This window comes from Micromonospora sp. NPDC049047, from assembly GCF_040649135.1.
In the GTDB taxonomy this organism is placed as follows: Bacteria; Actinomycetota; Actinomycetes; order Mycobacteriales; family Micromonosporaceae; genus Micromonospora.
Window position 1 is genome coordinate 24,513 of the sequence record NZ_JBEZEY010000011.1, and the last position, 14,385, is coordinate 38,897.

The 14,385-nt window shown below is 72.7% G+C and carries 16 protein-coding genes; 5 read left to right on the top strand and 11 right to left on the bottom strand.

Features of this window, described 5'->3' with window-relative positions; genetic code table 11:
- Positions 1–108: 108 nt before the first annotated feature.
- The 4 genes from AB0B86_RS18880 to AB0B86_RS18895 are packed head-to-tail and all read right to left on the bottom strand — an operon-like array spanning position 109 to position 2,883.
- Positions 109–1,137 carry a tetratricopeptide repeat protein gene (locus AB0B86_RS18880; RefSeq protein ID WP_357408612.1) on the bottom strand — a complete coding sequence of 343 codons (1,029 nt, stop codon included), beginning with the start codon at positions 1,135–1,137 and terminating at the stop codon, positions 109–111.
- 10 nt (positions 1,138–1,147) lie between these two features.
- Positions 1,148–1,633, bottom strand: coding sequence for a 2-C-methyl-D-erythritol 2,4-cyclodiphosphate synthase (gene ispF / locus AB0B86_RS18885; RefSeq protein WP_357408798.1), 486 nt, complete (start codon positions 1,631–1,633; stop codon positions 1,148–1,150).
- A gap of 13 nt (positions 1,634–1,646) precedes the next feature.
- Positions 1,647–2,342, bottom strand: coding sequence for a 2-C-methyl-D-erythritol 4-phosphate cytidylyltransferase (ispD, locus tag AB0B86_RS18890; RefSeq protein WP_357408610.1), 696 nt, complete (start codon positions 2,340–2,342; stop codon positions 1,647–1,649).
- Positions 2,343–2,397: 55 nt separating this feature from the next.
- Entirely contained in the window at positions 2,398–2,883 is a 486-nt protein-coding gene (locus AB0B86_RS18895; protein ID WP_007073334.1) for a CarD family transcriptional regulator, read from the bottom strand.
- Positions 2,884–3,211: 328 nt separating this feature from the next.
- Between AB0B86_RS18895 and AB0B86_RS18900 the strand changes: the two genes are divergently transcribed.
- Positions 3,212–3,898, top strand: coding sequence for a hypothetical protein (locus AB0B86_RS18900; RefSeq protein ID WP_357418784.1), 687 nt, complete (start codon positions 3,212–3,214; stop codon positions 3,896–3,898).
- Positions 3,899–3,923: 25 nt separating this feature from the next.
- On the opposite strand, the gene AB0B86_RS18905 is transcribed toward AB0B86_RS18900, so the two are convergent.
- From AB0B86_RS18905 to AB0B86_RS18920, 4 genes are all read right to left on the bottom strand, one after another.
- A complete protein-coding gene (locus AB0B86_RS18905; RefSeq protein ID WP_357418786.1) occupies positions 3,924–4,559 on the bottom strand; it encodes a hypothetical protein in 636 nt (211 codons plus the stop codon).
- Between the two features lie 32 nt (positions 4,560–4,591).
- Positions 4,592–5,641, bottom strand: coding sequence for a type III polyketide synthase (locus AB0B86_RS18910; RefSeq protein WP_357408604.1), 1,050 nt, complete (start codon positions 5,639–5,641; stop codon positions 4,592–4,594).
- A gap of 94 nt (positions 5,642–5,735) precedes the next feature.
- Positions 5,736–6,902, bottom strand: coding sequence for an acyl-CoA dehydrogenase family protein (locus AB0B86_RS18915; protein ID WP_357408602.1), 1,167 nt, complete (start codon positions 6,900–6,902; stop codon positions 5,736–5,738).
- Between the two features lie 44 nt (positions 6,903–6,946).
- Entirely contained in the window at positions 6,947–7,717 is a 771-nt protein-coding gene (locus AB0B86_RS18920) for a methyltransferase domain-containing protein (RefSeq protein WP_357418788.1), read from the bottom strand.
- A gap of 45 nt (positions 7,718–7,762) precedes the next feature.
- On the opposite strand from AB0B86_RS18920, the gene AB0B86_RS18925 reads away from it, so the two are divergent.
- The 4 genes from AB0B86_RS18925 to disA all read left to right on the top strand — a co-directional run bounded on the left by AB0B86_RS18925 (position 7,763) and on the right by disA (position 12,401).
- On the top strand, positions 7,763–8,602 hold the full coding sequence (locus AB0B86_RS18925) for a UbiA family prenyltransferase (protein ID WP_357418790.1): 840 nt from the start codon (positions 7,763–7,765) through the stop codon (positions 8,600–8,602).
- A 141-nt stretch (positions 8,603–8,743) separates the two neighbouring features.
- The gene (locus tag AB0B86_RS18930) at positions 8,744–9,541 is read left to right on the top strand and encodes a hypothetical protein (RefSeq protein ID WP_357408596.1); all 798 of its coding nucleotides are present in this window, start codon (positions 8,744–8,746) and stop codon (positions 9,539–9,541) included.
- An 85-nt stretch (positions 9,542–9,626) separates the two neighbouring features.
- Complete coding sequence (gene radA, locus AB0B86_RS18935) at positions 9,627–11,084, top strand: DNA repair protein RadA (RefSeq protein ID WP_357408595.1); 1,458 nt, start codon at positions 9,627–9,629, stop codon at positions 11,082–11,084.
- 132 nt (positions 11,085–11,216) lie between these two features.
- The gene (gene disA, locus AB0B86_RS18940; RefSeq protein ID WP_145778622.1) at positions 11,217–12,401 is read left to right on the top strand and encodes a DNA integrity scanning diadenylate cyclase DisA; all 1,185 of its coding nucleotides are present in this window, start codon (positions 11,217–11,219) and stop codon (positions 12,399–12,401) included.
- Positions 12,402–12,407: 6 nt separating this feature from the next.
- Here disA and AB0B86_RS18945 read toward each other — a convergent pair whose 3' ends face one another.
- The 3 genes from AB0B86_RS18945 to AB0B86_RS18955 all read right to left on the bottom strand — a co-directional run bounded on the left by AB0B86_RS18945 (position 12,408) and on the right by AB0B86_RS18955 (position 14,351).
- Positions 12,408–13,139 carry a hypothetical protein gene (locus tag AB0B86_RS18945; protein ID WP_357408592.1) on the bottom strand — a complete coding sequence of 244 codons (732 nt, stop codon included), beginning with the start codon at positions 13,137–13,139 and terminating at the stop codon, positions 12,408–12,410.
- A 118-nt stretch (positions 13,140–13,257) separates the two neighbouring features.
- Positions 13,258–13,824 (bottom strand): peptide deformylase, encoded by a 567-nt coding sequence (locus AB0B86_RS18950; RefSeq protein WP_357408796.1) that lies wholly within the window; start codon positions 13,822–13,824, stop codon positions 13,258–13,260.
- 14 nt (positions 13,825–13,838) lie between these two features.
- Positions 13,839–14,351 (bottom strand): ACT domain-containing protein, encoded by a 513-nt coding sequence (locus tag AB0B86_RS18955; RefSeq protein ID WP_357408590.1) that lies wholly within the window; start codon positions 14,349–14,351, stop codon positions 13,839–13,841.
- Positions 14,352–14,385: the final 34 nt, after the last annotated feature.

The following is a 14,385-nucleotide window of genomic DNA, read 5'->3' on the forward strand; positions in this document are numbered from 1 at the left end:
CCCGCTCTGGGCGGTCAGGCTTGATCCCGACGCGGGCGGGCTCCGGCGAAACCCCTGATCTGGTCGAGCTGCACGACGCTTGTTGATCTTTGGTGGTGCTGCCGGGGGTTAGCGGATCGCTGTTCTGGTGAAGACTGCGAACTCGGCTACCGCCGTGGTGGCGATGGCCAGCACCAGGGGCCAGGGGGAGCCGACCACCGCGTACACCAGCAGCAGCAGCGGCGCGGCGGCCACCGCGTAGACGGCCAGGGCGATCGCCCGGTCCGTGTGCAGCAGGGCCGGCAGGACGGTCCGGGTCAGCCCCGGCAACCGGGCCGCGAGCTGCCAGACGACGATCCCCCCGGTGAGCGCGGCGAGCACCGCCAACACCCGGGAGAACCCGTCGTTCGCCGAGGCCGCGACGGCCACCAGCACCGCCGCCGCCAGCGACCAACCCGCGCCGTAGAGCACCAGGCGGTGCAGGCCGTGCGCGAGCGTGCGCGGCGAGTCGATGCGGCTCGGGGAGATCGCGACGGTCTCGGCGACGTGCGCCAATGCCTGCGACCAGCGGCGCTGCTCCAACCGCAGGACACCCACATCCTGGCTGGCCTCGGCGACGCGCGGGTCGAGCCGCAACGCCTCCCGGTAGGCCCGCTCGGCAAGGTCGAACAGGTTCAGCCGGGCGGCGACCAGGCTGAGCACCAGGTGCGCCTGCGGCTGTTCCGGTGCCAGTTCGACGCCACGCCAGGCCGCGTTCAGCGCTGGCTGGCCGTTACGGGCGTCGGCCAGCAGCGCCGCCGCATTCCACTGGGCGTACGCGTCCGCCGGGCCGAGGGCGAGGATCCGGTCGGCGGTGGCCGCCGACTCGGAATATCGCTCCAGGTCGGCCAGCGCCATGCCCCTGGCGACCAGCGGCGGGAGGGCCTCGGGTACGGCCGCCACGGCCGTGTCCGCGACGGCGAGCGCCTCGGCGGGGCGGCCGGCCGCCAGGTGCACCCGGGCCAGCGCGGTGAGGGCGTCCACGTCGTCCGGTCGTAGGGCCAACCCGTAGGTCAATTCCCCGGCCGCCTCGTCGTGGCGCCCGAGTTCGGCAAGGAGCTGGGCCCGCTGGAGGTAGCCGTCGGCGGCGGAACGGTCGGGGGCTGGGTCGCTTGACATCGCGGCGAGCTTAGGTGGCCGGAGCGTCGTACACCAGGGCCACCGCGACGCCGGCGAGCCCCTCCTCGCGCCCGGCGAAGCCGAGCCCGTCGGTGGTCGCGGCGGAGACGGTGACCGGGGCACCGACGGCAGCGGAGAGCACCTCCTGGGCCTCTGCCCGGCGGCGGCCGATCTTCGGGCGGTTGCCGATGACCTGAACCGACACGTTGCCGATCTCCAGGCCACTCGCGCGCACCCGGCGGGCCGTCTCGGTGAGCAGCGCCACTCCGGAGGCACCGGCCCACTCCGGCTGGTCCACCCCGAAGGCGGAGCCGAGGTCACCGAGGCCGGCGGCGGAGAGCAGTGCGTTGCAGGCGGCGTGCGCGACCACGTCAGCGTCCGAGTGCCCGGCGAGGCCATCCTGGTCGGGCCAGAGCAGGCCCGCGACCCAGCAGGGTCGGCCCGGCTCGAACGCGTGGACGTCGGTGCCGATGGCCACCCTGGGAACGATCATGATCAGAGGGTACGCGTCAACTGGAGCCGGCAAGCAGGTGCTCGGCCAGCGCCAGGTCGAACGGCCGGGTGATTTTCACTGCGTACTCCGATCCCGGCACGCAACTCACAGCGACGCCCTGCTTCTCGACAAGCCCGGCGTCGTCGGTGAGGGGGTCGCCGGCCGCGGCGTGCGCGGCGATGAGCACGGCCCGGCGGAAACCCTGCGGGGTCTGCACCGCGCGCAGTGCGGAGCGGTCGACGGTGCCGAGCACCACCTCGTCGGCATCCACCTCCTTGATGGTGTCGACGACCGGCAGCACCGGGATCACCGCGTCGCGCCCGTCACGAACTGCCGCAGCGACGGATTCGACGAGCTCAGGTGGGGTGAGCGCGCGGGCGGCGTCGTGCACCAGGACGATCGTCGGGCCGGCGGGCACCGCGGCCAGCGCGGCGGCCACCGATGCCTGCCGCTCCGCGCCGCCGGCCACCACGATCACCGGTGCGACCGGGGCCAGCAGCTCGCGGACGGCAGGCACGTCGGCGACCGGCGCGGCCACCACGATCGTGTGCACCGACGGCGCGGCGGCCAGTCGACGCACGGCATGCACGAGCAGTGGTTCGCCGGCGAGCAGGCGCAACGCCTTGGGTCGGCCGGGGCCGAGCCGTACGCCGGCACCCGCCGCAGGCACGAGGACCGCGACGTCACCGCGCGGATTGAGCTGCGCGGTCACGTCGCGGTCCTCGGTGGTTTCTTCGCTACTTGGTAAGACGACGATGCTCTACGGACTAGGCCTCGGTGAGGACCTTGTCGAGCAGCGTCTCCGCCTCATCCTTGGTGCTCTTCTCGGCCAGCGCGACCTCACCGACGAGAATGTCGCGGGCCTTGGCCAGCATCCGCTTCTCGCCCGCAGAGAGGCCCCGCTCCCGCTCCCGGCGCCACAGGTCACGAACGACCTCGGCGACCTTCAGCGGATTGCCGGACGCCAGCTTTTCCAAGTTGGCCTTGTAACGCCGCGACCAGTTGGTCGGCTCCTCGGTGTGCGGAGCCCGCAGGACGTCGAAGACCTTACCGAGGCCCTCTTCGCCGACCACCTCACGTACGCCCACGATCTCGGCGTTCTCGGCCGGCACCCGGACCGTCAGGTCACCCTGCGCGACCCTCAGGACGAGGTATTGCTTAGGCTCGCCCTTGATGACCCGAGTCTCGATTGCCTCGATGAGTGCGGCCCCGTGGTGGGGGTAAACAACGGTCTCGCCGACACTGAAAACCATAGGTTCGAAACCCCTTTCGCTGTGTCTAGGGTAACACGCTCAGGCACCGATGTCTCACCGATGTCCTGACCGTTGGCGCAGCTCAGGGGCCCTGTGAGAGGTCTTTCTTCAGCTTGACAGGCGGTCAAACCGATGGTTCGAACACGCTCCGTAACGTGCGGATGACTGCCCGGCACGGGTGAACAGAACGTCGAGATCAAGGGCTATGCGCTCCTCCCATGGTATCCCGGCCGGCGGTAGTGCGCCCAGGTGTAGCGGGAGGTGCCCCCGGTGCGGGACCCTGGAGACCGAGCCACACACCGCTCTCGAGCCCCGTCCAGGAGGTCCGATGGGCAAGCCGGATGCCGAAGGTCACGGGCCAGCCGACGGCCTGCCCGGCCTACCGCCCGAGTGGGGTCGCATCGTGGTCCCGGACGACGCCTCGGCGCTGGCCGACGAGGCCGCCCAGCTTCGTCGCGAACTGCGCCGCGCCACCGGCGACCACACTCGCCAGCTGACCCTGCCACTGCTGGTGCTGGTGGTCGCGTTACTCACCACGATGGCTGGCCTGGTCGCCGTCGCCTGGCCCCGCACCAGCCGGGGCACCGACCGTCCGACCCCGGCCCCGTACACGCCGCCCGCGACCGTCGCCGGCCGGGCACTGCCCGCGCTGGACCTGGTCGACGCCGGCCAGGCGCCGGTGCCGCTGCGCGGCCTACTGCCCGCCATGATCATCTTGGTGGATGACTGCCCCTGCCCCGAGCGGATCGCCGAGGCCACAGCGGCGGCACCCCCGGGGGTCACGGTGGTCACCGTCGCCGGAGGGCGGGCGATCGCGACAGCGCCACCGGGCGGCAGGGGTGTCCGGGCACTTGCCGACCCCGCCGGCGGACTGCGGTCGTTCCTCGGCCAACCGGTCCGTTCCGACACCCTGACCGCACTCCTTGTCGACCGCGCCGGCACCGTGACCCGGGTGCTGCCCGACCTGGGGACTGTCGACTCCTACCGGAACGACCTGATCGCCCTCGCCGGCTGACCGCCGCACGCGGGCACGGCCGGCCCTATCGGGGCAGGGCGACGAGTTGCGCCTCGACGTCGATCTCCCGCAACCCGACAGTCGACAACGTCACCCGGAACGGATTGCCGTGCGAGAGCACCTGGGCGCTGGTGGTCGTGCCGTCGCAGTCGATCTCGGACGGCCCGGCCAGCTCGGCATCGAAGAGGGTCACCGTCAGCGTGCCCGGCCTGGTGCACCGGTACTGCAACAAATGACGGGCGTCGCCACCCCCCGCCTGCCGGACGACGCGCTGCCCTGGCACGAGCACCGACTGCTCCCGCCAGATGGTGTCGCTGAACGGGGGCAGCTCACCCTGGAAGAAGAGCCAACTCGGATCACCCTCGATGTCGGTGATCATGCCGGTCGCCGGGTCGACCATCGCCCGCGGGGCGTCCAGCGCCCCGACGGTCCGGCCCGTCTCGGCATCGACCCGCGCCGTCACCTCGGCACTCCGGACCAGGGCGCGGTCCAGCTCGGTGCTGACGCTCGGTCGCACAGCAGGTGCGGTCGCCGCACCGCTCGGCCGGGCCGCCGGGGAGGGCGCGGCAGAGCGCCACCACCAGCCACCGGCGACCAGGACCGCCACCGCCGCGCCGAACAGCACCGCCGAGCGCAGTCGCTCGTCCGCCGTCGCATCCATCCACCAAGCGTACCGATCCCACAGGCGAATGGTTACGTCTGTCGATCGAGCAGGGCGGCGTAGAGGGTGAGGCCGGGGCCGAACGCCAGCATGACGATGCGGCGAGCCGCCGGCGTCGAGCGGCCCAACCGGTCCAGGATCAGCAACACTGTCGGCGACGAGCAGTTGCCATGCTCGTCGAGCGTCGCCCGGGACGCCGCCAGCCCCTGCGGGGGCAGGGCCAGCTCGCGCTCCACCACGTTGAGGATCCGCGGCCCGCCCGGATGCACCGCCCAACCGTCCACCTCGGAACTCGTGACGCCGTGCCGGGCCAGCAGCTCGTCGACCAACCCGCGCACGTACCTCGACAGCACCTGCGGCACCTTCGGCGACAGGCCCATCCGGAAACCGGCATCGGTGACGTCCCAGGTCATGTGGTCGGCCGTCGAGGTGTCGGTGACCGAGGTGACCTCGCGTAACGCGTACCCCGGGCCGCCCGGCACGACCACGGCGGCGACCGCGGCGTCCGAGAAGAGAGCGTGCGAGACGATCTGCTGGGTGTCCACCCGGGCGCTCGACGGCTGGATGTGCAGGCTGGTCAGCTCCGCGCAGAGCAGCAGCGCCGGCCGCCCCCGCGCGGTGACGAAGTCACTCGCCGCGCCGAGCCCCGGCAGCGCCGCGTAACAGCCCATGTGACCGATGAACATCCGCTGGGTGTCCGCCGCCATGCCCAGGTCCCGGGCGAGCAGGATGTCCAGCCCCGGAGTGGCGTAGCCGGTGCAGGAGCAGACGATGAACAACCCGATGTCGCCGGCGCCCAACCCGGCGGCGGTCAACGCCCGGCCCACCGCCTCCTTGCCCAGCGGCAGCGCCTCCACCTGGTAGCGGCGCATCCGGCGCTCGGTCGGCCAGTCCGAGACATCCTCAAGCAGCGGATTGACAGCGGCCTGCCGCCGGGTCACCCCGGAGTTCGCGAAAATTCGTTGAGCCAACGACCGGGTGGTGCCGGAGAAGTGCCGGGAGAAGAAGCCCTCCCACAACTCGTCCTGCGAAGCGGACGGCGGCTGCGCAGTCCCGAGCCCCGCGATCACTGGTACGGACACGATCCCCACCTCTCGTCAGATGCTGTCCTCCCCCTGGCCGTCCCACCAGCCACCTCGGCTGGCCGATCTTTCCTACGAGCCCCGGACTGCCGGCTCACCAACGCGGTGCCGATCCGTCACGATCCGGGTCGCCGCCCAGCGCGGCGATGCCGAGCCAGTCGGCGCAGACGTCCGACGTGGCCGGGTGCAGCGAACCGCAGCGGGCATCCCGGTAGAGCCGCTCCAACGGGTGCCCACGACGGGTAGCCGAGGTGCCCGCCGCCTCCAGCACCGACGCCGCCACCTCGGCGGCCGTGCTGCCGGCAAGCAGCTTCGCCCGCCACACCCAGCGGTTCGTCTCCGCGTCGCCCGGCGCCTCGTCCACCCGACGGGCCGCCTCGGCGACGACCAACTGCGCGGCGGCCGTCGCCGCGTCCGCCCGACCCAGTCGGGCCCGCACCGCCGGCAGGCCGGTCAACCGGCGCTTGTTGAGATGCTCGGCGGCCGCGTCGATCGCCGCCCGTGCCACCCCCACGTAGACGGCCGCATAGCTGGCCACCAGCCAGTGCGGCATCAACTGGGCGACCACCAACGCCAGACCCTCGACCCCGCCGAGCAGCCGGTCCGTGGGCACCGTGACGTCCAGGTGCAAGTCGTGCGAGGAGGTGGCGCGCATGCCGAGCGAATCCCAGGTCGGCTCCACGGTCAGGCCGTCACCGGCCGGCACCAGGAACTGCGAGACCACCGACTGGTCGGCCACGCTGCGGGCCGCCACCAGATAACCGTCGGCGTGCCCGGCACCGGAACAGAAGGTCTTGCTGCCCTTGAGATGCCAGCCCTCGTCGGTGGCCTCGTAGACAGTGCTCAGCTGGGACAACCGGGCGCCGGCCGCCCGCTCGCTCATCGCGACCGCGTACCAGGAGCCCGCCGCGGCGGCGGTGAGCAGGCGGTCCCGGGCGGTCAGCGCCTCGTCCGGGACGCCCAACGCCTCGGCCAGCTCCTCGGTGACCGCGCCCAGCGCCCCGGTCACGGAGGCGTGCATGTTGAACACGAGTGCGGTCGCCCCGTTGCCCCGGGCAAGCTCGGTGGCCACCGCGGCGTACTCGGCGAAGGTCGCCCCCATGCCGCCGAGCGCGCGGGGGACCAGCAACCCGAACAGGCCGGCCTCCCGCAGATCAGCGAAGTCGTCCACCGGAAAGGAACCGTCCCGGTCGTGCTCTGCGGCCCGCGCGGCGAACCGCGGCGCCAACCGGCGGGCCGCCTCAAGCGCGTGCACCGTCATGTCGCCTCCATCCTCACCAGTGCCGTACCCCGCCACGGGCCGGACTATCCGTTTCGGACCCCCCACCCCTGGTAGAGCACCGCGGTGGAGCGGGTCGGCACGATGCGCGGATCGCGGCCGGCCGACGTCGTGCCCGCCCGGCCCGCGCGGGCTCGCCGCAACAACCAGCGGACCAGGCCGCCCACCTGCGGACGGACGCCGCGCACCCGCAGGTCGACGCCGTGCCGGGCGCACTCGGCAACCAACGCCCGGGCGTCCACGAACAACCGTGGATCGTGGATACCGCGCGGCACCGTCGGCAGCCGCTCGGCGATCCGGACCGCGACGAGCCGGGCCAGTGCGGTGTCGTTGAGGGTGTCGAGCACCAACAGGCCGCCCGGACGCAGCAGCCGGCACGCCTCGGCAACCACAAGCGGCCAGGCCGGCACATGCTCCAGCAACTCACCGGCGGAGACCACGTCGGCGCAACCGTCCGGGAGCGGGACGGCTGTCGCGTCACCCTGGACCGCGCGCACGCCGTGCTCGGCGGCCTGCAGCAGTGCCGAGCGGGTCAGGTCCACCCCGACGTGGCGGTAGCCCTTGCCGGCCAGGTGCGGCGCGAGCAGGCCGGCACCGCAGCCCAGGTCGACAAGCACCTCGTCGGGGCGGGTCGCCGGTGGCACCAGCGCCGCGCGGGCCGCAGCCAGCCAGTGCAGCATCGCGAACGCGCCATCCGGCCGCCACCACTCGCCGGCCAGGTCGTCGTACTGGCGCGGGTCGTTCCGCGGCAGCACCCGGGGGCCGGTGGACGCCGCCGACGCGGCCACGTCTCGCATGGCACGAGAGTGGCACGACTGCTCGGTAACGACCAGACTTCCGTTATGTCGCCGAGGGTGTTAGGGCTGGTCAGGGCGAGCCACCCGGAACCGGCTGCGGCGGTGACCGCGGTCGCCGGCCTGCTGGCGTGGGGGGTGGGCCACCAGCCGTCCGGAATCGTCTCGGTGGTGCTCGCGGTGCTGGCCAGCCAGCTCGCCGTGGGCTGGACCAACGACGCACTTGACGCCGAGCGGGACGCCACGGTGGGGCGTACCGACAAACCGGTCGCCGCCGGCGCGGTCGGCCGGCGCACCACGGCCTGGGCCGCGGCGGCGGCCGCGGTGGCCTGTCCGTTGCTGGCACTCACCACGAACCCGACGGCGGCGTTCTGGTTGACCCTCGCCCTGGTCTCGGCGCTGCTCTACGACTGGCCGCTCAAGGCCACCGCCTTCTCGGTGCTGCCGTACGCCGTCTCCTTCGGCGCGCTGCCCGCCTTCGTGGTGCTCGCGTTGCCCGGTCAGCCGACCCCACCCGCCTGGCTGCTGGTGGCGGCGGCCTGCCTGGGGGCGGGCGCGCACTTCGCCAACGTGCTGCCCGACCTAGCCGACGACGCCCGGACCGGTGTGCGCGGCCTGCCACATCGGCTGGGGTCCGCCGGGAGCCGGGCGGCGGCGGCCGGTCTGCTCCTCGCGGCGACCGCGACCCTGGTCCTCGGACCACCCGGGCCGCCGTCGGCCATCGGGCTGGCCGCGGTCGGCACGGCCGCCGTGGTGCCGGCACTGAGCTGGTACGCCGGACGCTCGGCGGTCCGGGCCGGCCGGCGGCCGGTGGCGGCCTTCCGGGCGGTCATGCTGGTGGCCCTGATCGACGTGGTCCTGCTGGTGGCGAGCGGTCGGGTGGTGTGAGCGGCACCCGGCCAGGTGGCATTGCCGGGTCCGCGTGCGGGCCTCGATCAGCCCCAACTACCCTGGAGCGCGGTCTGCGCGGGTATGGCCACCGTGCCCGGCCCTGCGGCCCGGGTGGGGATTGTGACGAGGAGGACCGACGTGACGCGCTCGATCAGGGGATCCCGGCGGGCGGCCCTGTTGCTGTCCGGGATTGCGGCAACCGGCCTGCTGGCATCGGGATGCGGCACCGGTCAGATCGCCGAGACCGCGTTGAAAGAGCCGTCGGTCCAGGGCGTCAGCCTCACCACCAGCAACGGTTCCTTCTCGGTGCGGGGCCTGTTCGTGGACTACCCGGGCACCGAGGGCTACCGGGCCGGCCAGGACGCTCCGCTGAACGTCGTGATCTACAACGACTCCAAGCAGACGGTCACCGTCACCGTCACCACCGAGAGCGCTCGCGAGGTGCGGATCAGCGGCGGCTCGGCCAGCCCGGCGCCGTCCGCCTCGGAGTCCGCCTCGGCCAGCGCGTCGCCGTCCGGCAGCGCGTCGCCGTCCGGCTCGCAGAGCCCGTCGACCCCCACGTCCCGCTCGGCCAGCCCGTCGGCGACCCCGTCCGAGACCGGGTCGTCCTCGGCCACGCCGTCCGCCCCGGAGTCGGCGCGGGCGTCGGGCTCGGCCAGCCCGGCCGCGCCCGGGCAGTTGGCCCGGATCGAGCTGGCTCCGCTCAGCTACATCCAGCTCAACTCCGAGGCCACCTCGCAGCTGCGGCTGATCGGCCTGACCGAGGCGCTGCGCTCCGGCCAGAACGTCTCGGTGACCTTCGACTTCGGCAACGGCAACACGGTGACCGGCCAGGCGCCGATCGCGGTGCCGCTGACCCCCGCCGCGCCGCCCTCGCCGATCATCGAGCGTGAGGGCGGTTACGAGGGCGACGAGGGCGGCACGACCCACGAGTGACCCGACCCCCGTATCGACAGACGCCCCGGCGTGGTGACCACCACGCCGGGGTGTTTTCGTCGTACGAGAGGGCTAGCGTCCTGATGTGACCACCTCCCGATCGACCCCTTCGCGTGGCGGCACTGCCGGTGCCGCCCGTGGCCGGTCCGCCGCCCGCGAGCCGCGCCCGGCCTACGAGTGCGACGCGTGCGGGCACCAGCCGCCCAAGTGGGTGGGGCGCTGCCCGGAGTGCGGCGAGTGGGGCGCGGTGGTGGAGAGCACGCTGACCGGCCCGACCGTTTCCGGTCGGGTGGTGAGTTCCCGGATGCCGGCCGAGCCGGCCCGGCCGATCGCCACCATCAGCGCCGCCCCGGCCCGCGCACGTCCCACCGGGGTGAGTGAGCTCGACCGGGTGCTCGGCGGTGGCCTGGTGCCCGGTGCCGTGGTGCTGCTCGCCGGCGAGCCCGGTGTGGGCAAGTCGACACTGCTGCTGGACGTGGCCCAGCAGTGGGCGGTCGGCTCCGGCAGCCCCTCGCTCGTGGTGAGCGGGGAAGAGTCGGTAAGCCAGGTGCGGCTGCGCGCCGAACGGATGGGCACCCTGCACGACCAGCTCTACCTCGCGGCGGAGAGCGACCTGGCGTCGGTGCTCGGTCACCTCGACGCGGTCAAGCCGGGCCTGCTGGTGCTCGACTCGGTGCAGACCATCTCGACCACCGGCACCGAGGGGGTGCCCGGTGGGGTGACCCAGGTGCGCGCGGTCACCGCCGCGCTGGTCTCGGTCGCCAAGGAGCGGGGCATCGCCACCGTGCTGGTCGGGCACGTCACCAAGGACGGCCAGGTGGCCGGGCCTCGGGTGCTGGAGCACCTGGTCGACGTGGTGCTGCACTTCGAGGGCGACAAGCACTCCTCACTGCGCCTGGTGCGCGGCGTGAAGAACAGGTTCGGCGCGGCCGACGAGGTGGGCTGCTTCGAGATGCACGAGGGCGGCATCAGCAGCCTGGCCGACCCGTCCGGGCTGTTCCTGACCAGGTACGCAGAACCGGTCCCGGGCACCTGCGTCACGGTGGCGATGGAGGGGCGGCGGGCCCTGGTCACCGAGGTGCAGGCGCTGATCGGCGCGACGGTGGCCGGCTCGCCCCGACGCACCGTCTCCGGTCTGGACTCGGCGCGACTGGCGATGGTGCTCGCGGTGCTGCAACGGCGCACCGAGCGGCTGACCCTGCACGACCGGGAGGTCTTCGCCGCCACCGTCGGCGGCATCCGGGTGGTGGAGCCGGCCGCGGACCTCGCTGTCGCGTTGGCGGTGGCCTCCGGCGGGCTCAACCTGGCCATCGCGCCGCACCTGGTGGCGATCGGCGAGGTGGGTCTGACCGGCGAGGTGCGTCGGGTCGGGGCGGTGCCCCGCCGGCTGGCCGAGGCGGCCCGGCTGGGGTTCAAGGTGGCCCTGGTGCCGCCCGGTTGCGGCCCGGCCAGCACCGGTGCCGGTCCCCAGCAGATGCGGGTGACCGAGGTCACGGACGTCCGTTCGGCGCTGCACCATGCGGCCCGCGCGTCCGCCGAGTGACCCGGCGTGCCGACGGGGGCGGCAAAACCGGACAGCAGGTCGCAAGCGGGAAACGGGTTGGAAGGGCCGCATCGTGACACATCACAGTAACCACGACAGCACCCACCGCACGGCAGTCCGTAGACTGTCTCCGTGCCGATCGACCGCGATACCACCAAGCCAGCCGGTGCGCCGCCCCAGGCCCGCACCGGTGCCGTGGGCTCGCCCGCCCGCCCGATCAGCGTGAGCGTGACGGCGGGAGCCGCCGGGAGCGCCGGGGACCCACTGCGTGCCAACCTCGCCCTGATGGCCCCCGGCACCGCCCTGCGCGACGGGTTGGAGCGCATCCTGCGCGGCCGCACGGGCGCGCTCATCGTGCTCGGCTACGACAAGGTCGTCGAGGGCCTGTGCACCGGCGGTTTCCCGCTTGACGTGGAGTTCTCCGCGACGCGGGTGCGCGAGCTGTGCAAGATGGACGGCGCTGTCGTGCTCTCCAGCGACGGCACCAGGATCGTCCGGGCGGCCGTGCACCTGATGCCCGACCCGTCCATCCCGACCGAAGAGTCCGGCACCCGGCACCGCACCGCCGAGCGGGTGGCCCGGCAGACCGGTTACCCGGTCATCTCGGTGAGCCAGTCCATGCGGATCATCAGCCTCTACGTCAACGGCCAACGGCACGTGCTCGACGACTCGGCGGCGATCCTCTCGCGCGCCAACCAGGCGCTCGCCACCCTGGAGCGCTACAAGCTCCGGCTCGACGAGGTCTCCGGCACGCTCTCCGCACTGGAGATCGAGGATCTCGTCACCGTGCGGGACGCGGTGGCAGTGGTGCAGCGCCTGGAGATGGTTCGCCGGATCGCCGACGAGATCGCCGGTTACGTTGTCGAGCTGGGCACCGACGGTCGTCTGCTGGCCCTCCAACTCGACGAACTGATGGCCGGCGTGGACGCCGACCGGACGCTTGTCATCCGGGACTACCTCCCGGTCGGTCGCAAGTCGCGGACCCTGGACGAGGCACTTGTCGAGCTGGACCTGCTCGGAGCCACCGAGTTGATCGATCTGGTGTCGGTGGCAAAGGCGATCGGCTACCCGGCCGCGTCCGACGCGTTGGACGCCGCGGTCAGCCCACGCGGCTTCCGGCTGCTGGCCAAGGTGCCGCGACTGCCGGTGGCGGTGGTCGACCGCCTGGTGGTGCACTTCGGCAGCCTGCAACGGCTGCTCGGCGCGACAGTCGAGGATCTACAGGCCGTCGAAGGGGTCGGTGACGCCCGGGCGCGTGGTGTCCGTGAGGGGCTGTCCCGGCTCGCCGAGGCGTCGATCCTGGAACGGTACGTCTGATCCGGCTCAGCCGGTGACGGTGAGCTTCACCGGCGCACTGAGCTTGGTGCCGACCCGGGCGAACACCTCGTACGTGCCCAGCGGCGGGAACGGCCCGGCGGCCAGCCCGCTGCCGTCGCACCGGCTGGTGTCCCGCCCGTTCCACGCCACCTCGTAGGAGCGCTCGAAGTTCGGGGTGAAGGACTGCACGTCCGAGCCCTGGACCTTGCCGCAGGTGTCCGAGGACCAGACCTTCTCGGCGCCGGACTTGATGAAGATCTCCTGCAGGTCGGCGCCGACGTTGCGGCTGCACGTCCGGTCCGACGTGTTCTTGATCTTGAGTTCCAGGTCGACCATCGCCCCGCGCTGGACCGAGGTCGGACGCGCCACCGAGACCACGCGGATCTCCGCGTCGGTGCAGGTGCCGTCGTCCACCGAACCGCCCACCGCGCCCGGCGGAGGCTCGTTGCTGGTGATCGCGGGGCTCGGGTTCGCCGCACCCTGGTTCGTCCCGCCCGGATCCGCGGACGCGGACGGCGGTGGAGTCCCGGTCTGTGGTGTCAAAACCGGGTCGGCCGGACCTGTCGCCCCGGTGGGCGTGGCCGTCGGTGACCCGGCCGCCTTCGGGTCGTCGCCGGTGCGACCCGAGCCGGTGCAGGAGTAGAGCAGGACAATCAGGAAGAGAAGCCCCGCTCCAAGTACGACGACGCGACGCCGCCAGTACACGGCGGGTGGCAGGGGGCCGACCGTCAGACGCATGATGCCCCCCACCGTAGCCGCGCCGCACCCGCCAGCGCGGCGCGACGCGCCGGAGCCCCGCCGGGACGCCACCGCGACAGTCCACTCAGGACGGACAGGACGGCCGGCCGGCACCCGCTCAGAGGTAGACCTTGCGCTGATAGACAGCGTGCGCACCGGCCACCCGATCCAGAAAGAGCAGCCCCGCGCAGTGGTCGATCTCGTGCTGCAACGCCCGCGCCTCGAAGCCGTCGGTCACCAACCGGACCGGACCGCCGGTGCCCGGCAGGTCACCCTCGACCACCAGCCGGCTGGCCCGCTTCACATCACCGGTCAGGTCCGGCACCGACATGCAGCCCTCCCGGCCCGATTTCCACCGGGTCGCCTCCACCACCCGGGCATTGCACAACACGAAGGTCCCGTGCACCGTCACCGCCTTCGGGTGCCCGGTCACGTCCACGGCGAAGACCCGAGCACCCACCCCGACCTGCGGGGCGGCCAACCCCACACAGCCCGGCGAAACCCGCATCGTGGCGACCAGGTCGGCCGCGAGCTGAACCGTCTCGTCCGACGTCGGATCGACCTCGTCGGCGGCCCGACTCAACACCTGATGCGGGGCGGACAACACCGCCCGCACCGCACCCGCCACGACTAGCGCCTCCGGTGTCCAGCCGCCCAGACCCGCGTACGTCTCGGCTTCCGGCACGCTCTCCGCGCCGCTCACAGCAGATCCGGGTCCGCCGGCCGGAGCGTGACCTCCACGCCCAGGTCGGCAGCCGTCCGGTGCAGCCGGTCCACAAGTGCGTCGGCCACGCCGGCCGGCAACTCGACCTCGGCCAGCACCACGTAGAGCGAACCCGCCAACCGGGTGCTCAGGTCTGTGACATTTCCGCCGGCGTCGACAAGCACCCGGGTCATCGCCGCGACGATGCCCATCCGGTCCGAACCGTGCACCGCAAGCACGTACGGCTCACCCGCCGCGGGAACCTCACCGTCCGGAGTGACCGCGCGTACCGTCGCCAGTAGTTGACCCTCGGCGGCCAGCGGCGCCAGCGCGGCCTCAACCTCGGCGGCGGCCGGGCCGGTGCAGATCAGGGTCATCGCGAAATGCCCCCGCAGCCGGGTCATCGTGCTGTCGGTGAGGTTCGCGCCCAGTCGGGCCAGCACCTCGGCGACGTCGGCCACGATGCCTGGCCGGTCCCGACCGATGACGGTGATCGCGAGCTCGTTCATCCGCGCATTCTCTCCGATCCGGAGGACGCCGTCG